Annotated in this window: 20 protein-coding genes; 13 read left to right on the forward strand and 7 right to left on the reverse strand. The window is 41.2% G+C overall.

The genetic code is table 11. The features are described 5' to 3' along the window. Positions 1–7: 7 nt before the first annotated feature. Both V7K50_RS11205 and topA read right to left on the reverse strand, forming a co-directional pair. Positions 8–148, reverse strand: coding sequence for a hypothetical protein (locus tag V7K50_RS11205; protein ID WP_251956181.1), 141 nt, complete (start codon positions 146–148; stop codon positions 8–10). Positions 149–541: 393 nt separating this feature from the next. Further along, complete coding sequence (gene topA / locus V7K50_RS11210) at positions 542–3,193, reverse strand: type I DNA topoisomerase (protein ID WP_334959971.1); 2,652 nt, start codon at positions 3,191–3,193, stop codon at positions 542–544. Positions 3,194–3,623: 430 nt separating this feature from the next. Between topA and V7K50_RS11215 the strand changes: the two genes are divergently transcribed. The 3 genes from V7K50_RS11215 (at position 3,624) to V7K50_RS30685 (ending at position 4,950) form a co-directional block, all read left to right on the forward strand. Next, the gene (locus V7K50_RS11215; RefSeq protein WP_334959973.1) at positions 3,624–3,917 is read left to right on the forward strand and encodes a hypothetical protein; all 294 of its coding nucleotides are present in this window, start codon (positions 3,624–3,626) and stop codon (positions 3,915–3,917) included. Next, on the forward strand, positions 3,904–4,146 hold the full coding sequence (locus tag V7K50_RS30680) for a hypothetical protein (RefSeq protein ID WP_442944580.1): 243 nt from the start codon (positions 3,904–3,906) through the stop codon (positions 4,144–4,146). Before V7K50_RS11215 ends, V7K50_RS30680 begins: the two co-directional genes overlap by 14 nt. 132 nt (positions 4,147–4,278) lie before the next feature. After that, positions 4,279–4,950, forward strand: a complete 672-nt coding sequence (locus V7K50_RS30685; protein ID WP_442944581.1) for a DUF6745 domain-containing protein — start codon at positions 4,279–4,281, stop codon at positions 4,948–4,950. Positions 4,951–5,145: 195 nt separating this feature from the next. Here V7K50_RS30685 and V7K50_RS11225 read toward each other — a convergent pair whose 3' ends face one another. After that, positions 5,146–5,835 carry a Uma2 family endonuclease gene (locus V7K50_RS11225; RefSeq protein WP_334959975.1) on the reverse strand — a complete coding sequence of 230 codons (690 nt, stop codon included), beginning with the start codon at positions 5,833–5,835 and terminating at the stop codon, positions 5,146–5,148. Positions 5,836–6,371: 536 nt separating this feature from the next. Between V7K50_RS11225 and bchB the strand changes: the two genes are divergently transcribed. Further along, the gene (gene bchB, locus V7K50_RS11230; RefSeq protein WP_334959977.1) at positions 6,372–7,898 is read left to right on the forward strand and encodes a ferredoxin:protochlorophyllide reductase (ATP-dependent) subunit B; all 1,527 of its coding nucleotides are present in this window, start codon (positions 6,372–6,374) and stop codon (positions 7,896–7,898) included. Between the two features lie 62 nt (positions 7,899–7,960). Here bchB and V7K50_RS11235 read toward each other — a convergent pair whose 3' ends face one another. Both V7K50_RS11235 and V7K50_RS11240 read right to left on the reverse strand, forming a co-directional pair. Further along, positions 7,961–8,386, reverse strand: coding sequence for a type II toxin-antitoxin system VapC family toxin (locus V7K50_RS11235; RefSeq protein ID WP_334959979.1), 426 nt, complete (start codon positions 8,384–8,386; stop codon positions 7,961–7,963). After that, on the reverse strand, positions 8,376–8,633 hold the full coding sequence (locus V7K50_RS11240) for a hypothetical protein (RefSeq protein WP_334959981.1): 258 nt from the start codon (positions 8,631–8,633) through the stop codon (positions 8,376–8,378). Before V7K50_RS11240 ends, V7K50_RS11235 begins: the two co-directional genes overlap by 11 nt. 458 nt (positions 8,634–9,091) lie before the next feature. Here V7K50_RS11240 and V7K50_RS11245 point away from each other — a divergent pair, with 458 nt between their 5' ends. Next, positions 9,092–9,934, forward strand: coding sequence for a DUF3825 domain-containing protein (locus V7K50_RS11245; RefSeq protein ID WP_334959983.1), 843 nt, complete (start codon positions 9,092–9,094; stop codon positions 9,932–9,934). Between the two features lie 143 nt (positions 9,935–10,077). Here V7K50_RS11245 and V7K50_RS11250 read toward each other — a convergent pair whose 3' ends face one another. Then, on the reverse strand, positions 10,078–10,452 hold the full coding sequence (locus tag V7K50_RS11250; protein WP_334959985.1) for a type II toxin-antitoxin system PemK/MazF family toxin: 375 nt from the start codon (positions 10,450–10,452) through the stop codon (positions 10,078–10,080). Then, positions 10,449–10,745, reverse strand: coding sequence for a DUF2281 domain-containing protein (locus V7K50_RS11255; RefSeq protein ID WP_334959987.1), 297 nt, complete (start codon positions 10,743–10,745; stop codon positions 10,449–10,451). Before V7K50_RS11255 ends, V7K50_RS11250 begins: the two co-directional genes overlap by 4 nt. Positions 10,746–11,146: 401 nt before the next feature. On the opposite strand from V7K50_RS11255, the gene V7K50_RS11260 reads away from it, so the two are divergent. The 8 genes from V7K50_RS11260 (at position 11,147) to V7K50_RS11295 (ending at position 24,891) form a co-directional block, all read left to right on the forward strand. After that, positions 11,147–14,299, forward strand: coding sequence for a plasmid replication protein, CyRepA1 family (locus tag V7K50_RS11260; protein WP_334959989.1), 3,153 nt, complete (start codon positions 11,147–11,149; stop codon positions 14,297–14,299). A gap of 429 nt (positions 14,300–14,728) precedes the next feature. Further along, complete coding sequence (locus V7K50_RS11265) at positions 14,729–16,549, forward strand: tetratricopeptide repeat protein (RefSeq protein ID WP_334959990.1); 1,821 nt, start codon at positions 14,729–14,731, stop codon at positions 16,547–16,549. Positions 16,550–16,968: 419 nt separating this feature from the next. Beyond that, positions 16,969–17,445, forward strand: coding sequence for a hypothetical protein (locus V7K50_RS11270; RefSeq protein ID WP_334959992.1), 477 nt, complete (start codon positions 16,969–16,971; stop codon positions 17,443–17,445). Positions 17,446–18,050: 605 nt separating this feature from the next. Further along, a complete protein-coding gene (locus V7K50_RS11275) occupies positions 18,051–18,581 on the forward strand; it encodes a hypothetical protein (RefSeq protein WP_334959994.1) in 531 nt (176 codons plus the stop codon). Positions 18,582–19,005: 424 nt separating this feature from the next. Next, positions 19,006–20,580 (forward strand): efflux RND transporter periplasmic adaptor subunit, encoded by a 1,575-nt coding sequence (locus V7K50_RS11280; RefSeq protein WP_334959996.1) that lies wholly within the window; start codon positions 19,006–19,008, stop codon positions 20,578–20,580. Next, on the forward strand, positions 20,577–21,749 hold the full coding sequence (locus V7K50_RS11285) for an ABC transporter permease (RefSeq protein WP_334959998.1): 1,173 nt from the start codon (positions 20,577–20,579) through the stop codon (positions 21,747–21,749). The genes V7K50_RS11280 and V7K50_RS11285 overlap by 4 nt, the downstream gene beginning before the upstream one ends. 66 nt (positions 21,750–21,815) lie before the next feature. Beyond that, positions 21,816–23,762 carry a TolC family protein gene (locus V7K50_RS11290; protein WP_334960000.1) on the forward strand — a complete coding sequence of 649 codons (1,947 nt, stop codon included), beginning with the start codon at positions 21,816–21,818 and terminating at the stop codon, positions 23,760–23,762. 529 nt (positions 23,763–24,291) lie between these two features. After that, entirely contained in the window at positions 24,292–24,891 is a 600-nt protein-coding gene (locus V7K50_RS11295; protein WP_334960002.1) for a hypothetical protein, read from the forward strand. Positions 24,892–25,330: the final 439 nt, after the last annotated feature.

Genomic DNA, 25,330 nt, shown 5'->3' on the forward strand with positions numbered 1-25,330 from the left:
TTTCGAGTTAGTGGCGACGCCGTGAGCGATCGTTCACAGGAATCGGAATCAGTTCCGGTTCCGGTTCAGCCTCTGGCCCTAACAGGCTGTCAATTAGCCTACGAGCTAATTCCTTCAGCTTTTCCAGCACCTTTTCTATATAGTCCATGAACAGACCGCTCCTGAGATACTACCTCAATTTTTGATTCGCAGGTACGCAGAAAATGGCATATTTTCGTACCTCTGGATTCCAACCGGGTCTAAACACAATCCCCTATTTGGGACATAAGCCAGTTCTCAAATTTGGCGTTGTGTTCTCCCTTACCTTTTAGATTATCACACTTGCAACCTACCGAACTGTATCCTATCAAGGATGGGTATCAAGGGTCAAGAGTTAAGGAACGGACTTCAGACTCTTGACTACGAATTTTAGATTTTAGATTAAAAGAATTTTGGGGTTCATCCCCCGCCCCTTTTAGGCAAAATAAATCTAAAAGACCCTCCTTTCTCGCTAACGCTACGCTAGCGTCAATCTAACAATCCAAAATTAGCTAACTTGCAACTAGCCTTCTGTGGGCTTTTTTTTCGTAGTGGTTGTTGAGGACTTAGCACTTGACTTAGATTTAGAACTCGTTGATTTACTCGTTTTGCGAGTCGATTTCCCGGTGGATGCCTTAGCTGCCAACAAGTTCAGCGCCGCACTCAGGGTGATATTTTCTACCGATTCACCTTCTGGGATACTCACATTAGTTTTGCCATACTTGATGTAAGGGCCATAAGGTCCATCGTAGATATTAATTGTTTCCCCGTCCTCTGGATGAGTACCCAATTCGCGTAAGGCTGCCTTGGACTTGCTGTTAGTAGAATTACGTCCCTTTTTTGGTTCGGCTAATAATTCTAATGCACGCTCTAGGCTAATTGTCAATACATTATCAGCCGCTTTCAGAGAGCGGTAGTCTTTCCCCTCCTTACCCTGGTCATGAACCACATAAGGGCCAAAGCGTCCCAAACTTGCTTGGATTTTGCTGCCAGTGACTGGATGAACTCCCAATAGTCGGGGTAGTGCCAACAAACCAACAGCCATTTCCAGGGTAACGGTTTCTGGGGTGACACCTTTGAGTAGGGAGGCTTGTTTTGGTTTGGGGTTTTCGTCGGTCTTATCGCCCAATTGGACATAAGGCCCGTAAGCACCAATTTTCACATAAATCGGTTCGCCAGTTTCGGGATGGCGGCCTACCTGGTCAGGTCCAGTGATTTTTTGCCGCAGCAATACTTCTACCTGTTTGGGGTCGAGGTCAGCTGGTGTCAGGTCTTTGGGAATTGAGGCGGTGATTACTCCGTCACCATTTTCGACTTCTATGTAAGGGCCATATTTACCAATGCGGACTTTGGCATCTAGATTTTCTAGTTCTACAGTCCTAGCTTTGGTGGCATCAATTTGACTTTCACGTTCTCTAACTAGGGTTTCTAGCCCTTTTTCTCCTAGATAGAATTTCTGCAAGTAGGGTAGCCATTTCGCTTCACCTGTGGCAATGTCATCGAGGGTTTGCTCCATCTTTGAGGTAAAACTGGGATCAACGATGTCTGGAAAATGTTTTTCCAGCAAGTCTGTGACAGCGAAAGCGGTGAAGGTGGGAATGAGAGCGTTGGCCACCAAATGGGCATAACCCTTGTCGATGATGGTGCCAATGATGCTGGCGTAGGTACTAGGACGACCGATACCTTCGCTTTCTAAGGTTTTCACCAAAGTCGCTTCGGTGTATCTAGCTGGGGGTTGGGTTTCGTGCCCAACTGCTTCGAGTTCTGTACAATTCGGATGATCTCCTACTTTCAGATTCGGCAAAATTACTTCCTGATCTTCCAGTGCTGCTTCTGGGTCGTCTGAGCCTTCGACGTAGGCACGTAAGTATCCCGGAAATTCAATGCGTTTGCCAGAAGAACGAAATCCCGCATCCTCAACTTGCAATTGCACGGTAATTTGAGTTTGCCGAGAATCAGCCATTTGACAGGCGACAGTCCGCTTCCAAATCAAATCGTAGATAGCAAGTTCTCGACCGCCCAAAGCAGTTTCTTGGGGCGTGCGGAAGGTACTACCTGCTGGACGAATTGCTTCGTGTGCCTCTTGTGCGCCTTTGGATTTGGTGGTGTATTGCCGGGGTTGGGGACTGAGGTATTGTTGACCGTAAAGTTTTTCTACAGAACTGCGAGCAGCTGCGATCGCTTGATCTGACAAATGCACCGAATCTGTCCGCATATAGGTAATATACCCTTGCTCGTACAAATTCTGGGCAACCCGCATGGTGTCACGGGCTGAAAGGCGCAGTTTCCGGTTAGATTCTTGTTGCAACGTCGAGGTGGTGAACGGTGGCGACGGTTTGCGCGTCACTGGGCGTTCATCGATGTCGTTAACATTCCAGGTTTTACCAGTTAGGCGTTCCTTGAGCGCTACCGCTTGGTCTTCATTGAGCAACAAGACATTGCGACCTGCGGTAATTTCTCCGGTCGCTGCGTCAAAATCGCTACCATTAGCAATTTTAGTTCCTCCCAACGTTACCAACTGGGCGCCAAAGGGGGTTTTTTCCTTTGACAAACTAGCTTTCAAATCCCAGTACGTACCCTCATGGAAAGCGCGGCGTTGGCGTTCCCTAGTGACTAAAAGCCTCACAGCTACAGATTGCACTCGCCCAGCAGATAATCCCCAGGCGATTTTTTTCCATAACAGGGGAGACAGGGTATAGCCTACGAGTCGATCTAAAATCCGCCGGGTTTCTTGAGCGCGAACCAACTGCTCATCGATATTGCGGCAGTTTTTCAGAGCTTTTTTAATCGCCTCTTGGGTTATTTCGTGAAACACCATCCGCTTAGTGGGAACTTTTGGCTTCAGCAGTTGGTATAAATGCCAACTAATGCTTTCACCTTCCCGATCTTCGTCCGTTGCCAGAATCAGTTCATCTACATCCTTGAGGGCTTCTTTCAGCTGGGTGACAATTTTCTTTTTGTCTTTCGGGACAACATAAACCGGTTCAAAGTCGGCGTCCACATTTACCCCTAGCTGCGCCCACGTTTCCCCCTTGACGGCAGCAGGAATTTCACTAGCTGACTGGGGTAAGTCACGCACATGACCCATAGACGCCTCCACCCGATAGCCTGCTGGCAGGTAGTTGCGAATGGTACGAGCTTTGGTTGGAGATTCGACGATGACGAGTGTTGACATGGAAATTCCAAAAAAAAGAATAGCTACTAAGCTAAACAGTCAAGTTGAGGTAATTTTTGCAAATTGTCAAGATCAAAGGTCACGCTTAGGGCGGTGATTTAATCCTCACATAAACTGCCTGTTTGGGAGAGAATTCGCTGAACTTAGTGCCCAGTCTATCCCAGAGGATAAATGAGGGTACGCTGGGTGTGAATTTCCAGCTATTTTAATCTTTAACTTATCTAACGCATAATTGGCGACTACAGTTTTAAAAATATCCCAATTGGGGAATTGGGAATGGGGAATTGGGGATGAGAAAGTAGGGGAAGGAAGGGAAGAAGAACTATATTAATTGACCAATACCCAATTCTTAAGAGCTTGTGCCAAAATTAAACCAAACTTAAGAGCAAAAGCGAACTGGGGTTTGTACCCATGTCAGGAAAGCAAAATTATGCAACCAATTCGTCAGGGTGATGTAATCTTACTACCTGTGCAGCAAATTGAAGGACAAAAAATACCTCACTTAACTTTGGCAGAAGGCGAAGTTACAGGGCATAAGCATCGGATTACTGAGGGAAACGCAGAATTATCCGAGAAAGATAGCACACTCTATTTGCGTGTGTTTTCAGAGTCGGCATTGCTTGCCCATGAGGAGCATAAAGCTATTTCTATTCCCCAAGGTGACTGGATGGTGAAAATTCAGAGGGAATACGAGCCTGAAGGTTGGCGTTATGTCGCTGATTGAAAAGTTAACGCCTGAGCAAGAGGCTTTGATTCCAGTTTATCGGGAGAAGTGGAGAGCGATCGCGCTTTCAACTGAGCGGATTGATAAAGAAAAGGCAGAGGAAGTCGTTAAAGCTGTATATACAGCGATCGGTAAACAACAGCCGGAAATTATTTTTTGTGACAGTCCTTATGCAGGTTTGAAAATTTTTCTTAAAAAGCGAAATAATAAATTAGATAAAAAAACATAAATTTAAATGACAATTTTATTAACTATATTTCTACAGATTTAGTTAATAAAAGTTCAAAAACATTATATCAACTAGATACGCAGTTTATTAGGCAATTAACTATTTTTAGGCTAGATTTTATTATATCTGAATATGTATTTGAAAAAAAAATTAAAATTCAAAATTCAACCTAAAATTAATTTAGATCGTCTTTGGCTGAAATCACAATATTTGGCTAGTCGTTGTTGTTGGTTAGATTTTTATATATCTGTATTAAATTGTTCTCACAACAAAATAAGATGGAAAACCTTACAATCTCTATCAAGGTTTTGTGGTTGGATTTCTCCATTTGAAAAATTTTGTATAGTATGCGATCGCCCCCTTCACCTGCGCTTTGACAATCAAAACCGCCTCCACGCTGAAGGTGAACCCGCCATTGAATTTACTGATGGATATAGCCTTTACTCCTACCACGATGTAACCTTACCTGAAAAATACGGTAAAATCCACCCGCAGCAATGGCAATCTCAATGGCTTTTATCAGAGCATAATGCCGAACTAAGCCGAGTGTTAATTCAAGGTATTGGTTACGCCAGAATTTGCCAAGAATTACAAGCTATTGAATTAGATACTTGGCAAGAATACACGTTATTAAAAATTGATGCTGATGTTGATGAAGAAGCAATTTATTTATTAAAAATGACTTGCCCTAGCACAAGCTTTATTCACACCTTGCGAGTTACATTTAATATGAACTCAGCGCGTGAAGCAATTCGCTGGGTAAATTGGGGTGTAGATCCAGAAGAATTTGCTGTGCAAACATAATTGCTTAAGAGGATGTTTCAAAAGTTCTTAGTGATGTATCAATTTTTTTTAGATCCCCCTAAATCCCCCTTAAAAAGGGGGACTTTGATCCGCTTCCCCCTTTTTTAAGGGGGGTTAGGGGGGATCAATAAGTGCGAAGATACGGCCAATTACTTTTCAAACAACCTCTAAGAGACTTTCCCTATTTATAACGGGTTAATCACTACCTAATTTTTTGATAAAATCCCCATGTTCAGCAGACTGAAAACCTGCTTGTAAAACCTTCAAGACACCCTGCATATTACCTGCTAATAACTCCGTCACTGCTAACCACAACCCTGGAAATACCCGACTTCGCAAAACGCCTTCATTGTCAGGTACTAATTCCAGATATTCACCCTGTTCTAGAGAAAACCAAGTCAATTTTTGGTCTAAAACTTGCCAAACTATATATTCTTTGACACCGTTACGACGATAAGCTTGTTTTTTGCCATGAAGATCGATAGCCGCACTACTAGCAGCAATTTCCACAACTAACTCTGGCGCACCTTCAATATAATCATCTTCACTCAGTCGCGTTTGGCCTCCTGCTTCCGGTTCAATCAGCAGAACAACATCGGGTTGAGGTTCGTTATCTAAGTCTAAGCGGACGGTAGGTTCAACTCCCAACGCTACACCAGAAGTCGCAGCTTCGTAAGTACCTAACCAACCAATAATCCAACCATGCGGTTGACCGTGACTTCGGAAACGCCCAGCAGCTGGCATAATATAGGCAATCCCTTCGATTAATTCAGCTTTTTTCAGGTTAGGGGTGGCACTATAGCGAGGCTCAAATTCGTAGCGGGTGAGTTTGTCGCCATTTTCCAAAGGAGGAATTGTCAAAGGCTGGGACGGTGTTTTCACCATAATTGTTGTACTGAAAATGAGCTTGTGTATATCCTAGCGAATTAGGTAAAAACGCAACCGACTAGGGAATGAGGGACTTCTGACCTCACTCAAAACCTCTCTCCTAAAATGAGAGAGGCTTTGAATCTTACTCCCCAACGCTCGCAGGGAAGGGGCTGGGGGTTAGGTCTAATTTACCGAAACATTAAGATTTTTTTACAAAATCACCAGCAATATTGTTTAAATAGATAGCTGCATCCGAAGCAGTAAATAGGTTTCAGCCATATCGCCTCCCATAAAACCCGCAACAAACCTTATTTTTTTTCAGCCAGTAGGTTTGAGAAAATCAGAAACGATTTAATAAGCAAGCACTTATAAGTAGATGGGCTGAATTAAAGATAATACCTCTCTCCAAACCTCTCCCCTTCCCTGCTAAGGGCACCCTGGGCGATGCCTACGGTGGTAAACTACACACCGAAGGGGTTGGTGGTAAGCTCTATCTTATATTTTTTACGCCCAGTTACTTAGTTATTTGAGTTAAAAAGGGAGACACAAACATGAAATTGGCTTACTGGATGTATGCTGGCCCAGCCCACATCGGCACTCTGCGAATCGCTAGCTCTTTTAAAAATGTTCATGCGATTATGCACGCCCCCATTGGCGATGACTACTTTAATGTCATGCGCTCCATGCTATCGCGGGAGAGGGATTTTACTCCGGTGACAACCAGTGTCGTCGATCGCAACGTTTTGGCACGCGGCTCCCAAGAGAAGGTGGTAGATAACATCATCCGCAAGGATGCTGAGGAACACCCAGATTTGATTGTGTTAACTCCCACCTGCACCTCCAGCATTTTGCAAGAGGATTTGCACAACTTTGTCGAACGGGCGCAGTTGGAAGCAAAAGGTGATGTCATGCTGGCGGATGTAAACCACTACCGCTACAACGAACTGCAAGCTGCCGATCGCACTTTGGATCAAATTGTCCAATACTACATTGAAAAAGCCCGGAAGCGGGGCGAATTGGCACAGGGCAAAACAGCAAAGCCCTCGGTTAACATTATCGGTACTACCACCCTCGGTTTCCACAACAATCACGACTGCACCGAACTCAAACGGCTGATGGCTGACTTGGGAATTGAGGTAAATACCTTAATTCCCGAAGGTGCTTCGGTGAACGACTTGAAAAAGATGTCCCAAGCCTGGTTTAACCTGGTGCCTTACCGTGAACTCGGTTTGACTACAGCCCTTTACCTGCAAGAACAATTTGGCACACCTTATATAGACATTACGCCAATGGGTGTGGTGGAAACTGCCCGTTGTATTCGCAAGATTCAGCAGGTAATTAACGCTCAAGGTGCAGAAGTTGACTACGAAAACTTCATCAATGAGCAAACTCTCCATGTCTCTCAGGCTGCTTGGTTCTCCCGTTCTATTGACTGTCAAAACTTGACTGGCAAGAAAGCTGTAGTCTTTGGTGACAATACCCACGCCGCCGCCATTACCAAGATTCTGGTGCGAGAAATGGGGATTCACGTTGTTTGGGCTGGAACCTACTGTAAATATGATGCAGATTGGTTCCGCGAACAGGTGAGCGAGTATTGCGATGAAGTGCTAATTTCTGAAGATCATGGTGCAATTGGGGATGCGATCGCTCGTGTCGAACCCTCTGCCATTTTCGGCACCCAAATGGAACGCCACGTTGGTAAGCGCTTGGATATTCCCTGCGGCGTAATTGCAGCACCAATCCACGTCCAAAACTTCCCCATTGGTTACAAACCATTTATGGGTTACGAAGGCACGAATCAGATTACAGATTTGATCTACAATTCCTTCACTTTGGGAATGGAAGATCACCTATTAGAAATCTTCGGTGGTCATGATACCAAAGAAGTTATTACTAGAGGAATTTCTGCGGATTCTGATTTGAATTGGACAAAAGATGGTCAAGCAGAATTGAATAAGATTCCGGGATTTGTGCGTGGTAAAGTGAAGCGTAATACTGAGAAATTTGCCCGCGATCGCGGTTTCAAGGAAATCAACGCTGAGGTATTATACGCCGCCAAGGAAGCTGTTGGAGCGTAAGTTAGCGGTTAGCGATTCTTAATAATAAAGGGCATATCTTAATGAATGCCTTTTATTATTACTTATTCTGACTTCAGCAGACGAATAAAGCCAGCTTGTTCAAAGTGGTGGTCTCTAGTTAATGCCTCTTTAATGCCAAGCTGTTGCATGACTATAAAAGAAGTGCTATCCACCAAAGACCAAGCTTTATCTTCTCTAGTTTTAAGTAACTCCCAAGCTGCTGAATCTATTGTTGGTTCAATATAAATCAAGTTGATATAAGGAGCAGTTCTAACAGCTTCTACGTATTTAAATAACTGCGGACGAGGTACGCGTAAAGGGCTATTCAGCAAAGCCACCAGTTCAATAACAACATAATTAGTTGTTACCATTGCTTGATTTTGCTGACCTTTATGTTGAAACCACTGCTTTGCTTGTTCATGGTAGGACTCAGTTGCAATAAATAAATTAGCCCACCCGGATGTATCTATAAAAACTTTATTCGTCAATTTTTAACTCCTGCTGCAAAGTTTGCTGGAGATATTGATCGTGGTTTTCTCCTACATCAGAATTATCAAATTTCAATGTACCTATTAAAGGTAAAATTGGATCGAATTCGGAGATATTTTCCTGTTTAGCTGATTGAGATAACGATTGCAGAATTAAATCTTCTAAAGATAGATTCAGCTTTTGCGCCTGAGCAGTTAATTTACTTTCTAAGTCATCTGACAACTGTATGGTTAATGTTTTAGCCATTTTAATCACCAATTACGAATGATAAAAACAATATTATAAGTGAGTATTTAACTAAGATGTTTATAATCTCATTATATGCCCAAATAGCAAATACAAGAAAGTCTTTGTTGAGCTTGGAAACAACCGCAACTATTTGTAAAATGCGAATTATAACTTTTACGTGCTATTCAGTAATAATTTCAGTTAAAATATAAATCTAGTGCAGCACTCATAAATTTAATTGCGATCGCGGTTTCAAAGAAATCAACGCTGAAGTTTTGTAGGCTGCAAAGGAAGCTGTCGGAGCATAGATTTATGGTTATCTATCACCAAAAAGAAAGGACACTTATAAGAAGTGTCTTTTTTGTTAATAATAAATAATTTAATAAATATTATTATCATAAACAAATACGTATATTTTCGGTTACGTATTAAGCCAGATATTGCTTACAACAAAAATACTAATTTATGATAACAGTATGCCGATAAAGTTTGAATCATTATTTACTCGATATAAAGGCCAAAACCCAAAAACGGCTTTTGCCTTTTTCCGATACCCTCCCGTAGAAACATGGGAAAAGCCTTTTGAAGAACTAGCTCGTTTAGCAAAACCTGAACAATGGGGATTTGAACGTTCTGAGTTTAAGGAGCAAAAATATAGCAACCAACGATTTCCTATACTTACAAGTTACCTCAACTATACATTTCTTAGAGTTCAGGAGCTTGGTTTGATAGCTTATTCTGAAGATGAAGATAAAGCTTGTTTTAATACGGGACTCTTAACCGCAGAAGAAAAAGAAATTTTCGCAACATTTTTTGCCAACAAACAGTGTGAAGACAAAAAACAATCCCCTTGGACTTTCTATACTTTTGCAGAGTCTTATTCATTTAAATTAGAATCTTTTCCAAATCGGCCTAAGATTAATAGTTATATAACAGATCCTAGTGCTTTAGTTTTTGATACGAACTTAGAACTAGATGTAAATTATGAGCATATAATAAAAGAAAATTCAGATCGGCTTCCAATTCAAATTCAAGACAACCCAAGACTAGCACTAACATCTATTAAAGGAGCAGTTGAATCCCTAAGAGATAAGGTAGCAAGAAACTATAAACTTGCGATACCCCATTGGTATGAAAATAGAATACAACTACTACTTCCTCTGCACTTAACTAGCGATATTCAAGCTGATTTAGCATTGGTTGTTGATAAGGATAAAAGCAGAGGGATGTATCTTGCTCGAACTGTATTAACAATGGATATGGCCTACATAGATGCAAGATTAATTACACGTCCTGACAGAGATTGGTTGAATCCATAAATCTACTTTTCTTGCTTATCTGATTAGAATTGTACGAAAAAAGTATAAAGTAAGAGATTACAAAACTTTATTTTTCAATTGTAATTATTTTATGTTTACTTTTGTTGAATAAAGTATAAGGAAGTAATTGCCTTGTTCTAAGATTAAGGACTAATCATACGCTGAAGTCCAATTGAAATAGGCTCATATTCCTCAGGTGTCAAACTTCCCCGATAATCAACAATACGGTTAACATCTAAAACCCTAACCTGATCTAATAAAGCAATAGATGGCGAACTTAATCCAGCAACTCCTGCTGCAAAATGTGGATATAAATCTGGTGAAGCGATTGCCCACATTTGCCCTCTATCAGTAGTCATGGGAATTACAACTATTAACGAAAAGCGAGGTATCCCCAAGCGGTTTGGGAACCCTACAACAATTGCAGGTCTATAACCTTCTTGCTCACGACCTTGAGGGTTTTGTTGAGGAAAACGTGCTGTTACAACATCCCCAAACTGTAAAGAACGAGTAGTCATTCCTCAACAATGACTACTCCCATTCCAGGAACATACTTAACAGGCAAACCCTTATCTAGTTCACCGGGTTGCCAATCATAAGGTTCATAGCTACCCAAATTCGATAAGTCAGTCTCTAGCCATCCTGCATCAGATTCTTCACTGACTACAGATAACTGAGATTCCTGACGATTCTCTTTTCGCCACTCTAGAAACTGTAAGAAATCTAGAACTTCCTGCTGTGCATTTTCTGGAAGGCGTTCTAGTTTCTCCAAAATCTTTTCTTTGAGAGAATCCATGTTTACAGACACCATCTTTGCTTAATAGTGTAACTCATTGCTTCTAGCCAGAATAATAGGCTTTTATCCCAAAAGTAATATCTGACGACAACCTACTGTGCATCTATGAATCCTGACAAAGCTTGTCTTGTAAAATGTTACCCTATAGCGATCGCTGCGGCAACCTCTCTAGCGATCGCATTCCTTCACGCAGAAATTTACTGATAAACAAAAATTAAAATCGAACAAATATCACAATACAAAATTATTACTTCGAGGATTTAATAGGCAGAATAACCCACTAGAGTCTTAACCGATGTGTCTCCGATTACGAGGTAAAAAATACATCATCAAAGCCTCGCAATATTCCGTATAGAGAAAAAGCAGATGCGTGTTAGTGTTTTAATCTCATTGACTTTCCATTCGGGCTTTTCCCTATGCATCTGCACTATTTACACCCCCAACACCTTGAAGAATTAGTCAAGAGTAGTGGTATAGACTTACACTTAGTGCAACTCAATTTTAAGTCACTCCAAGGCGTAACCGCTTATGAGTACCTATTGATTTCTGAGCTACTCCCCCGCACCAATACCGGAATGGTGAAAGCTGGATGGTTGCAGCGTTATGCTCATGTCACTGAAGGTGGTTGGTGGTGTTCGGGACTAGACCCTTTGAATAATTGGCAAATGATGGAATGGGGATGCTTTAAGCCAAACCAACCCCGACAGAATCACAATGGCAAGTCTATCAAATACGAGCATCCCCCCAGCACACCAACGCGGGTATTTTGTTTGCGCGTAACGTTGCAAGTGTGGCAGCAAGTCGCTGGGCGTTACAATCTGGTCATACCTGATAATATCACCATTACTCCCGATGGGGAAGCTAGAGGCTTTTGGCAATGGGTGATGCAACAAAATATTCCCCTCATCATCTGCGAGGGTGTAAAGAAAGCAGCCACATTGTTAACGCAAGGATATGTAGCTATTGCCATTCCCGGAATTACCAGTGGTTATCGGGTTGTTAAAGATGAATTTGGCAAAGTTACTCGTCGTCAGCTAATTCCCGATTTAGCCGCCTTTGCGATTACAAAACGTAGCTTTTACATTTGCTTTGATTTTGAAACTCAACCCAAGACAATTGCGGCTGTAAATAATGCGATTTCTCAACTTGGTTGTTTATTCCAGCAAAAAAATTGCGCTGTTAAAGTCATTGAACTTCCAGGAATAGAAAAAGGGGTTGATGAATTTATTATTGCTAAAGGTGCAAGTAGTTTCGATAAAGTTTATCGCCAAAGTGTTGATTTAGAAATTTATCTGGCTCAAACCAAACCCCACACCGAGTTAAGCATTCCGGCTGCACTTACATTCAACCGTCCTTATATAGGTGAAATAGCTTTCCCCACCTCTGGATTAGTCGGAGTAAAATCAGCGAAAGGAACGGGAAAAACTACAGCATTACAAGGCGTTGTTCAGCAAGCGAAAAATAGAAATCAACCTGTTTTATTAATTACTCACAGAATTTTACTCGGACGATTTTTATGTGAGAAAATTGGTATTCAATGGGGAACACATAAAGAAGATGGGGCGAAAAGGATTGATAAAACACTTGCCCCGGCTCCTCCCATCCTGCGCTCTCCCTTGACTCAACAATCCCTTGGCTTATGTGTTGATTCGATTTGGAAACTTAACCCAGAAAATTGGCGGGGAGCAATAGTAATTTTAGATGAAGTAGAGCAATCTTTATGGCATCTGTTAAATAGTAATACTTGTAAACACAAGCGGGTAAAAATATTAAAGTTATTCCAGCAACTAATTGCTACAGTCTTAACAACTGGGGGATTAGTAATTGCCCAAGATGCTGATTTATCAGATGTTTCACTTGAATATTTACAGGGATTGGCAGGAATTAAATTAACTCCTTGGGTAGTTCTTAATCAGTGGAAACCTCAGCATGGTTGGGATGTAACTTTTTACGATTCACCAAATCCTACACCGCTAATTCACCAACTAGAATTGGATTTACTTGCTGGACGTAAATGTTATGTTACTACGGATAGTCGGGCTGGGCGTTACAGTTGTGAAACAATTGAACGTTATCTGAAAGAGCGGCTGCAAAAATTACGGCGACAATTTCCTAAAACTCTGGTAGTTAGTAGTCACACTATAAACACACCTGGCCATGCAGCAGTCGATTTTATTGCAGCGATTAATCAAAAAATATCTGAATATGACGGCGTTTTTGTTACCCCTAGCCTTGGTACAGGAATTAGTATTGATGTCCAACATTTCGACCGAGTTTATGGGATTTTTCAAGGGGTAATTCCTGACTCGGAAGCAAGACAAGCATTAGCAAGAGTTAGAGATGATGTACCGCGTGTTGTCTGGTGCGCTAAACGAGGTATTGGTTTAATTGGTAGTGGGAGTACAAATTATCGCTTGCTATCTGATTGGTATCAGGAAAATCAAAAAGAAAACTTAGCTTTGCTGAGTCCATTACATAAAATAGATGTAGATTTACCTTTAGTTTATGACCCGATTCATTTGCGAACTTGGGCAAAGTTATCTGCAAGGGTAAATGCTTCTATTCGCCTCTACCGGCAATCGATGCAAGATGGTTTAATTGCTGATGGACATCAAATTCAGATGCGGAGCAATGCAGTACATAATAATATTATTCGAGATTTACGTCTGGCGTTTTTGGCAACTGATGCTGATGATTTAGCTACCCGTAGAAGATTAGTGTTAGAAATTGTCAAGGTTCAAAAGGATTGGGCACAAAGCCGCCAAAAAGCTAAAGAAATTAAACGCAAAATTAAAGAGATTAAGCAGCAAAATCAGCTATCGGTAGCAACTGCTGTAGCCAATGCTAAAGATATCGATTATGTAGAATATGAGCAGATGTTAGTGAAGCATTCCCTCACGGATGAAGAACGCAACCAAATCAACAAATATGTTCTTAGACAAAGGTATGGTGTAGAAGTTACTCCTTGGCTGAAATTGCAGGATGAACAAGGATATTATCGTCAACTGTTAATTCATTATTATTTAACTCACGAAAGCGAGTATTTTCACGTTAGAGACCAGCAAGAATGGCATCAACAATTATCTTGGGGTGAAGGGAAAGTTTTTCTACCAGATTTAAAAACTTATACTCTAAAAGTTGAGGCGATGAGAGCTTTGGGGATGCTTCAGTTTCTTGAAGAAAAACGTGATTTTAGTGAGAAAGACACAGATTTGATATTGCTAAAAAATGTTGCTTTTCAGCATAGCAAACATATAAAAAGAGCGCTTGGGATTAATTTAATTGGGGAGAAAGAGCAAGTTTCGGCAATAAAAATACTCAGCCGACTGTTAAATTTGTTGGGCTTGAAGCTAAAACGATTAAATGAAGTTTATCAAATTGATTTTGAAACGCTAGATGATGGTAGGGAGAAAATATTTGCTGTTTGGCATCAACGAGATGAGTTGATGTTGGCTCATGTTAAGAGTGTTGGTTATGAGTTGCCTGATTATTCTTCAGACTGGAAGTTTGAAAGTATGCAAACGAAGTCTGGAAAAGTAGACCAGAGATTATCTACCTCTACTCTTTGATTATCCATATAGCAATTCGTTTCAAAAACTTGGGTAAGCTGTTCCACAAATAACCTTGCATAATTAGGGCGCTCATGTCGCCCACCCCACAAGAAATGTACAATTTCAAATTATGCAAACTAGATGTGGTTTAGCTTACAACAGGAGTCAATACCGTTCAGTTACAGCTATTTTCAGGTAAATAGACCACGCGGTAGGGGCACAGCATGCTGTGCCCCTACGACAGATGTGGTTCAAATACATGAAAACTGCTGTAAGCCCAAAACCCTTGGTAGAGACGCGAAATTTCGCGTCTCTACAGGTCTAAAATCAGCACCAAAAATCCTTAACCCAAGCGTATTGCAACAGGAGTTAGAATTATTTTCAAAACATATCGTTAAGAATGCCGATGCTTTAGGCTAGAGAATGTCAAAAGCTAAAAAAAGTTATATGAATGCTGAAGATTTTTTCAACCAAGGATTAAACCACAATTTGCAAGGAGACTATCAAGCCGCGATCGCAGCTTACACCCAAGCCATCAAGCTAAACCCTGACTATGCCGAAGCTTACCATAATCGAGCGCTGATTTTAAGTGGTCAACTCAAAGATTATCGCAGTGCGATCGCAGATGACAACCGCGCCATCGAAATCAATCCCAATTTTGCCACAGCCTATTACAACCGCGCTAATGCTCGTTATTTCTTAGCCGATTATGAAGGTGCGATCGCAGACCATAACCAAGCTTTACAAGTAGATCCCAATTTAGCCCAATCCTACCACAGCCGGGGAAATGCCTACTTTGCTTTGGCAGACTACGACAAAGCGATCGCAGATTATCTTCAAACTATAGAAATGAGTACCCAATTAGCTGATAATATCAATGTTGATGTTGCCAACGCTTATCATAATCGGGGTGTAACTCGTTTTGAACGTGGCGATCATCAAGGAGCCATCGCAGATTTTCAACAAGCTTTACAATGGCATCCCCATTTTGCCGCAGCCTACAGCAATCGCGGCAATATTCACCAGATTTTAGGAAATTATCACGAAGCGATCGCTGACCATAATCAGGCATTACAATTAGATCCTAAGTTGGCGGAGGCTTATCATAACCGAGGGAATGCCCACTACGCTTTAACAGATTATCAAAGTGCCATCGCCGATTACAACCACGCCCTCAAAATTAACCCCAGGTTTGCCGGAGCGTACTATAATCGGGGTCTTGTCCTGGCTCACCTCAAAAACTATCACCGAGCAATTGAAGACTTTAATCAAGCATTAAAGCTGAATCCTGATGATGTGCAAGCTTATTGTGAGCGTGGTCTGGTTCGTAGTACTCTTGAAGATTATGAAGGTGCGATCGCAGATTATGACCAAGCCTTACAAGAAAATCCGACTCTCGCTTTAGTATACGGCTTTCGGGCTAATGCTCTTCGGCGATTGGGAGACTATCAAGGTGCAATTGAAGATAGCAATCGCCTATTACAACTCAATCCTAATTTAGCAGAAGGATATTGCGATCGCGCGGCGGCTCGTCGTTCTTTAGGAGATCATAAAGCCGCAATAAAAGATTACGATCGAGCATTGCAGATTAATGATAACTTAGCCGCAGCTTACTATGGTCGGGCTATTGCCCGTGAAGCCCTGCAAGATTTACGAGGAGCAATTGATGATAACACCCAAGCCATAGAACTGGTTCCTGATTTTTCCCAAGCTTATTGCAATCGGGGAAATGCTCGTCGGATTTTAGGAGATGAACAGGGAGCGATCGCAGATTATAATCAAGCTTTGCAAATTAATCCTAATTTAATTGAAGCATATTACAACCGAGGCTCTACCCATTATGCTTTAGAAGAATATGAAAGTGCGATCGCAGATTACACCCAAGCTTTACAAATAAATCCCCAATCTGCTGCATTTTACAGCGATCGCGCTAATGCTCGCTACGCCCTAGAAAATTATCAAGGGGCAATAGAAGATTACAGTCGAGCGATCGCCATCGACCCCAGCTTTGCCGAAGACTGGTACAATCGCGGTCGTAGCCGTTCACTGTTGGGAGATTTACAAGGAGCGCTTGCAGACTTAAACCAAGCCTTACAGCGTCAGCCTAATTGGGCTTCAGCTTACATCCTTCGGGCAGATGTCTATCAAAATTTGGGAGACTCTCAAGGAGCAATTAGCGATTTCCAGAAATCCGCAGACTTGTATTACCAAGAAGGAAATATCCAGTATTATCAACAAATTATTCAGCTAATTGAACAGCTTCAATGAAGCTATTGGGTATTAGACATCTGGTGAAAAATAATTGTTTTGACGTAGCACTGCTACGTCTCTACAAGGGTTCTGGGTAACGCATATTTAATTTCTGGAGATGTCTAGTTGAATAGGGAGGCTTAAATTTGGTGTCATGCACAAACATCCTCTTAAAGTCAAGTATAGAGCTTGTTTTAATTCGGAATTGTCACTCCGGAAATATGCTGTATTTTGTGAAATTAATTTATTTTTTTAATGCTCAATTACTTATGAAATCATGGTAGTATGATGTCATGTAACAAAAACGCAGGGCATATCAAGAGCAAATACCTGCTTTTGATTGCCAGAAAACTCCACTCAGGGTAAAAATGACTATTGGAGTCGATAGCGTAAGTAGTTTTACATAGACCAAAATTCAACTATCAAGAGCTAAAAACATGATTAACAAAAGAATTGCGGCTGTAACTCTCGCATCCCTAGTTGCTCTATCTACTTCAGTATTTGCTGGTGCAGTAAATGCAACTACTCCACCTCCTACTCCAACACCTACTGTACCAAGTAAATTTGTGTTAGCATCAGCGATCGCCAAAGCATTCAGTTCATTGGGTGATGCTGCTGCTGCTGCTAATGCAAGTGCTATTGGTGGTTCGCAGAAAATCGCGATCGCTAAATCTCTTGCTGTAGCCAAAACTCTTATCGGAAGTGCTTTAGCAACTTCCAATTCAAGTGCTCAAAGTGACAAAAAGGCAACTGCTCTTTCCCTAGCGCAAGCAGAAACAGTTATTGGAGATGCTCTAGCTGTAGCAACTTCTGCGGCAGGTGGTCAAGGAACTAGTGTTGCTAAATCAATAGCACAGGCAAAAACAGATGTGGGCACTGCGACTGCTATTGCTAGTAGCGTTGCTGGTCCCTAAAAGTAAGAGGATGTTTTAAAAATCATTGGCGAATATAATTCGCTACTACACAAGCTCTTGTCAACCTCGCTGGAAAGCATGCAAAATCAAGGGTTTGCTAACCTGGGTCGGCAGCTTTTGTCTCGTGTAGCCAAACCACAGCCTTAAATGGGTTAAGAGAGTTGTTCACGCAGCGTCTCCGACCAGAGAAGGAAATGGCGTGCAATTTTTAATCGCCAAGATAGACGAAAATCGACTTTTAAAACATCCTCTAATCTCGACTTTATCCAAATCCAAGAACCTAAGCCTTGAAATCTTGCAACAGTTCTTGCTTCGTGGCGAAAACTTTATATGACTAGTTTTGATGAAATTGAAAAAGTCAAAAACTAAGTTTCATAGAGGTTTTGGGCTATGCAAACTTCTATTGGGAAAATAAATAAAGTCGAGCTAATTAAATGACATAATGTTGAAGATAAAGAGACTGTTAAATTCAACAGCAACTTTTCTCAGCACAATTCAACCTAGAAAGCATTATTTTGACGGGAGGGTTTCCCCTGGCGCACCGAACCCTTGAGTTCAGAGAAGATGGGGCTACCCTCTAATTTTTCTACCAGGAGATCAGCAAAATGAAAAACAATTGCTTTAGTAAAGTACCTCTTCTAGTAATGAGCTTGCTGGTAATTTCTTCCGGTCAGGCATTATCATTGTCATCTAATAATAAAGACTTAAGTCATAAGGATGGATTGGGTAACGCCGACTTGGTGATCGCTCAAGACAGTGTATCGGTAGGTTTTGCCATTAGCGTTGCCGTGAGGGCATTAAATACAGTAGTAGTTTATACTCAAACTGTGGCAAGGAAGATACCAGCAAACATCCCATCAGCGTACAGAGATGTTGTCTTACCGAAGCTTCAAGCGAGCATAGGATCTCTATCGAAAGCTGAAAGTTCTGCTCAGAAGGGAGATAATGTTGAAACGGCTAAAGCCCTAGCTTTTGCAGTAACCGTTCTGGGTCAGGCTCAAGCTTCCGCCACCGCCGATACTGGTACTGTGACAGCAATAGCTCAAGTTATTGCTAAAGTCAATCAAGCCCTAGCATTAGCTCAGGGTACAGCTAGGACTACAACTACGACTACAGCACCTATACCAAAGACTTAAACCTCATGTAGGTTGAAAACTATAGTTTTTAAAGTGTTGGCTGAAAAGCTAATTATAGATGTCATCGCACCAATCCGGGGTTTTTGTACGCTAAGAAATTTTTAAGTGCCTGAAGCGACGATTTTTGGTTCAAAGTAGATCAAATCTAGCACCATAATCATAGTTATCTCACCAATTTCATGGTAGAAAGTACTTGCTGAAAAGCTTACCTTATAATTATTTTCAGCCTTAACGTACAAGATTGCTATTTCCAAACTTTGTCCGCCAATTAGATGAAGTCGATATAACAGTGCGCTTTTTGTAGAACAAGGGGTGGTTGTAGCTTTTGAGTTATCGTTCTCCAAAACAATAACTCGACTACATCAGCCCTATTTTTTTATCATCTTTTTTTGCGAAGGTATTAGACTCAAACTCATAACTCATAATGTATTTTGGCGGTAAAAGTAAAAAGAAATTTCAAACCGGAGTTAAATGGTTAGTTTGGTCTGCAATTATAACTTTAGTAGGTACTGGTGCTTGGTTTATCTATATCAAAAGTTTTAGCAAACCAACTGAGCCTCTAGCAATGCCTACGATCAGCGTAGACTCTGATAACGTGGAAATTACAATCAATGAGAGTGGCACCTTAGAGTTAGGAAATCAACAAGTTCTGAAGTCTCCCGGAGATGTTGCCATCGAGAGGGTGTTAATCAAGCTGGGCGATCGCGTTAAGTCTGGGCAGCAATTAGTGATTTTCCGCAACCCAGAAGGACAAAAAAATCTTAATAACTCCGATTTACAAATTCGCAAACAGCAAATCGTCCTAGTACGCAGTCGAGAGAAAGTTGTGGAAGCGCAAAACAAGCTCACCTTAGCCCAAAAGGAACTGCGGGAGCCTGCAACACAAAAACAGCTAGACATTCAAGAACAGGAGCTAACTTTAGCACGTAGCCGCGATAAAGTTGTTGAGACAAAACAAAAGCAGACTGCGGCTATTAAAGAACTTCAGGATGTAGAAGTTTTAGCAGCAAAAGGCTTTATTTCGAGCAATGAATTGGAACAGCAACAAGAAAAAGTCCGTGAAACAAAGTCTAATGTCAAAGAGGCTGAATTAACAATCACTAGCGAAACCCTTAAACTCCAGCGTCTAAATTTCGAGTTGGAGCGCCAAACAGAACAGCAACAGAAGGTTGTAGATGCACAGTCACAGTTGCGAGATACTCTCTCAACATTCAATACTGAAACCGAGGAACTCCGACGCCTACAAATAGAGAGACAAAATATTCAGAAAGAACTGCAAAAGAATATACTCACCGCACCCTTCACAGGTAAAATCCTTGACTTAAAAATCCAGAATGGGGACGGTGTAAAATCTGGTGATACCTTACTCATGTTGGGCGATCCGACCCAAGAAATTGTCAAACTGGAGCTAATAACTTTAGATGCTGCCAAAGTCAAAGTCAACCAACCAGTGCGGATCAAAGTTCTTGGTCCTAATGCTCAGGATTTTACCGGACGAGTCACCAACTTATATCCCCGAGCGATCGGTTCTGATGGTGGTGGATTAAGTTTTGGTTTATCAGGTTCATCTAAAGTCCCCGCCACTATCAAGTTAGACAAAGCCACCGGTACTTTAATCCCTGGTAGCCAAGTCAGTGTCGAAATTATCGTAGAGCAACGACAGAAGGTAATAGCTGTAAACATAGAAGCAATTCAACGCTCCGAACCAGAGCCTTTTGTCTGGGTACGGGACAACCAAGGTTTGGTTCAAAAGCGGAAAGTCACCCTTGGACTAGAGGGAGCAACCAAGGTAGAAATAAAATCCGGCTTAAAACTAGGTGAAAAAATCATCCTTCCGCCACCTGAAATTGAGCTTAAACCAGGAATGCCAGTTACAAAAATTCCCGGAGTTCTCAATGATCATGGCTCAGAGGTTTCCTTTGAAGTTGGAACAAAAAGACGCTCTGAGATCAGCATCTCCCCATCTTTTCATCTTCCCATCTCCCCATTCTGCTTATGAGCCTTACTACCCTAGACCTGATCATCCTCACCAGCAGTTCCCTACGTAGTAATGTGCTGCGTTCTTTCCTCACCACCCTCGGCGTGTTCATGGGTGTGGCGGCGGTGAATGCAACACTACAGGTGGGTAGCATTAGTCGGGCGATGCTTGCCAAGCAGTTGTCAGAAACAGAAGCACCTCAAATCCTTCTATTTGTGACGGGAGAACAAATTAAGCAGCCAAGCGAAGAAGAGATCGAATTCTTGCGCCAACGACTTAAAGGTTTGCAAGGAGTTAGTGGTTCTAGTTATGTGCCTTCTCAAAAAGTTTCATTTTACGGTCAAGAAGCCCAGCCTAATGTACAGGCTGTTACTAAAGATTACTTGCTGACTTCAGGCCGAAAACTCAAAGCCGGCCGCGCCTTCTCAACTGCTGATTTTGAAAACTACCGATCCGTAGCGGTGATTGATGAATTTTTATCACAGCAACTTTTTCAAGGTCAAAATCCTATAGGTAAACTAATTTTTACTACAGCAAAACCCTGTCTGGTTGTGGGAGTCATGGAGACCAAATCAGGGGTTGATCAAAAACCTACAGGTGTTTTACTAATGCCTCTGTCAACTTACAGCGCCATGACGGGCAAGGAAGCGATTAACTCAATCTCAGTGCGTCCGCAACACCTCGAAGATATGAAAAATCTCAAAGAGCAAGCAGAAAAAATATTAAAGGAACGCTTTCCAGGTGGAGATGTCTATGCTACAAGCAATGTGGATTCAATCTTTCAGCAACAAGAAACTTTAGAATTGGCAACCCGAGGACTAACTGTTGTGGGGATAATCGCGTTACTAATTGGCGGTGTGGGTATTGCCAATATTACCATAGCCGCCATTGTTGAGCGAACCTCAGAAATCGGTTTAAGACGAGCGATCGGTGCAACTAAAATTAACATTTTGTCGCAATTTATCTTGGAAGCAGCAATTTTAAGTTTGGTGGGAGGAATTGCCGCTATCATAACAGTATATAGTTTGACATTGGTAGTTGTTGATGCGTTTAAGTTGCCCTACCAATTTGAGAGCCAAACTGCTGTATTATCATTGGGTGCGGCTTTGCTGGTAGGCGTAGGTGCTTGTTTTCTCCCCGCTTTACGCGCTAGTGAACTCGATCCAGTTAAAGCATTGCGTGAGGCGTAGGGAATCAGCAAAAAGACAAGGAAAGCAATTTACAATTAGTAACTAGCAATCCGAAATGGTATTAATATGCATGAGCATCCTCAAAAAAATTCTCAATCTTCAAACCGTTGGTCTTTTATTTCTGTTTTGTTTTACAGTCTTAATTTGGTAGGCGTTCTGGCTACAACTTTAGGTGTTGCAGTAGTCTTTATTCCTGCCGTGAGGACACAATTAGTTGTCAAATCTAACCAAAGAGTTGAAACAAAAAATAATCAAATTCAACTTCCGCAGCAACTAAAAGCGCTGCCTATTATTGAAACAAAAAATAATATTAGCCAAAGTCAGCAAGCTAAAACCCCTGAAGCAAAGGCTATGCCTTTTGCGGAAGAAGTTATACCATTTAATCAAATATTTGCCCCTGCTGATTGCTCAAAGAACCAAGGGGATTTATCCAAAATATCTCCACCAAAAAGGTCTTTACCATCTTTACCACCACTTACTAATTCCCAACCTCGGATTCCGAAACACTACACCCAATTGCAAGTAAGTTCAGCTCTTCCAGATCCAATCTTACTATTAGCTCAGAAGAATTCCTTCGAGCTAGATCAACAGCAGTCAGGATCTCAAAATAAAACAGAAGCTCAAATAATCAATGAAACTAATCCCCAGATAAATGCACCTTTTAATCAACCACCAAATCCCCAAGGTATTGGCATAAAACTTGCTGATATTGTTGTCTTGGTTCTGGCGAATAACAGAGCAATTAAAAATGCCTATCTCGATAGAATTACTCAAAGAAAAGACTTGGAGGTTGCAGAAAATAAATTTGCACCTAACTTCACACCAACTTTGTCATTTACAATGGATCAACTTGGTGGTAATGGAATCGCATCAGGAAACCCAGGAATCGATCTAGATACACAAGTTTCTATCAAAATTCCCACAGGTGCAGAGGTTAGTTTTGGATGGACAAGCAATAATCAATTTTCAAATCTTAATGACAATGGCTCCGCACAGAGTTTAAATTTAGGTTTTAGCCAACCTTTATTAAGGGGAGCCGGGACTCAAATTAACAAAGCTGATATTAAAACTGCTCGACTAAATGAACAAAACAATATTCTCGCTTTAAAATCTATATTAAGTGAAACAATTACGAATGCTATCCTGGCATACCGTCAGTTAATTCAGGCACAAGAAAGACTAAAAATTCAGCAACTGGCGCTAAAAAATGCTGAAGACTCATTACAAATCACCCAAGCTTTAATCAACGCGGGTAGAGAAGCACCGATTGCCATTATCCAAAATCAGGCATCTGTAGCTAATCAGCAAGTAAGTGTGCTAGCGGCTGAGAATCAGCTTGAGTCAAGTAAGTTAGCTCTCGTGCAAATTCTTGATATTGATAATAATACCAAGATATATGCGGCTGAACTTCCGACGATAAAACCGACGATTCTAGAATTTAACAACTTGAAAGAAATAGCATTAAAAAATCAACCTGGTTATTTGCAATCACAGCTAAATCTAGAAAAAACTAAAATTGAAGTATTGCTGGCAGATAATGATAAACGCTGGGATTTAAATTTGAATGTCACTTTAAATAATGCTACTAATACATCAACTGATGTGAGAACCGGAATAAGCTTAAGCCGAACATTTGGCGATTTAAGTCGAGAACAAGAACCGGAGCGATCGCGCATTGATTTACGCAAGGCACAAATCTCTTTAGAGGATTCACGGTCAACTTTAGAAATTCAATTAGCAGATAGAATTAGAGATGTTAATCTGACTTTTTCTCAAGCGAAACTTGCTCGACAAGCTACGGAATTATCTGAAAAACAACTTGATGTTGAGCAAGAAAAACAGAAGTTGGGCAGGAGTTCAGGAATATTCCAGATTATTCAACAGCAAACTGCTTTAGTAGAAGCAAGAAATGCTGAACTTGATGCAACTATTAGCTATCTCAATAGTTTGACCGATCTTGACTTATTACTTGGCACTACATTAAACACTTGGCAAGTAACCATTGAAAATTAATAATTCATAGTAACCATTCAGGGGGAGGTAGAAGGGCGATATTTACGACAGGCTACACCTACGGAAAAAAGGGCAACCAGAATCTGTATCTGTTAAAAGATTCGGGGGAAGTAATTACATAGAATTTTATATAAATAGACCACAGTAGGATGGACATTACAATGCCCATCCTAGAATTTACGCTACAAATTACTACGTATATTTACTTATTAATTTTATGAGCCAACTTGAATTTAGTCAAGTACACAAAGTAGTCTCAAAGCCAGGGCTTAACAGTGTTTTAGTTCTTAAATCAGAATTTAAACTCCGAACTCATGGTGTATTTCATCAGATGAAGTGAATTTTTAATGCTCACTTACTTACGAAAGGATGCTACTATCATGTTATGTAACAAAAGCGCAGTGCATATTAAGAACAAATACTTGTTCTTGATTGCCAGAAGGCTCCAGCCAGGGTCAAAATAACTGTTGGAGTCGATAGCGCGAGTAGTTTTACATAGACAAAACTTCAACTTTCAAGAGCCAAAAATATGACTAACATACATTTTCACAAAGTTGCTGCCGTAACTCTCGGTTCGCTCCTTACTTTCTCTAGTTCGGCATTTGCAAGTACATCTAATGTTGAAGCAATAAACCATGCAACAAGCTTGAGTAACTCCGAGATTCTTGTTGCCCAAATCACAATTCCCAAAATCACAATTCCCAAAATCACAATTCCCACTCCAAAACCGATCACAGTTCCAACTACTGTAAAACCCACGACTCTAAAGAATAATCAAGCGTTCTCAAGCGCGGTAGGCGTTGCTCAAACTACATTGGGAAAACTTCTTGCTGCTGCTAATTCACCAGCGATTAGTGGAACCAACAAAGCTGCTTTAGCTGGGGCTATTTCTAGAGCCATATCTTTGATCGGAAATGCTGTTGCTACTTCTAATTCAACTGCTAAAATCGACCTAAATGCAACTGCTAAATCCCTAACTCAAGCACAAGCAGCTCTTGGTGAAGCGTTGGCTATAGCGAATTCGACGGCTCTTAGTGGACCTGCCAAAACAGCTATTGCTCAATCACTAGCCAGTGCAAAAATATCTCTGGGCACTGCGAATGCTCTTGCTATCAGCGTTGCTAGGTAAAAGTGGGCAATGGCGGATTTTATCCGGATAGACCACAGTGGGATGGACTACAAGCTTTTCTCCTGAATAATAGTCGCTAGAAAGGGGATTATTCCAGTCTCACATCCAAATGCGATCGCTACGGCAGGTGGACTGCACCTACCCACACAGACTTAAAAAGGTGTTTACATAAATATTGGCGTCAGTCGCCAGAATTGAATTCTGAATTCTGTGTGACTGGCACCTTTATCGTAAATTCAAGGGTTTAAGACCCCAACCATTACACGTAGTATCAGTTGAGTTGGGGTTTAAATCTCCGACTCAAACTGTCTTTATTTTTGAAGTAATGAGTAATAAGTAATACCCATTACTCATTACTCATTACTCATTACTCATTACTCATTACTCATTACTCATTACTCATTACTCATTACTCATTACTCATTACTCATTACTCATT

The sequence above is a fragment of the Nostoc sp. genome (genome assembly GCF_036917135.1).
Taxonomy (GTDB): Bacteria; Cyanobacteriota; Cyanobacteriia; order Cyanobacteriales; family Nostocaceae; genus Nostoc.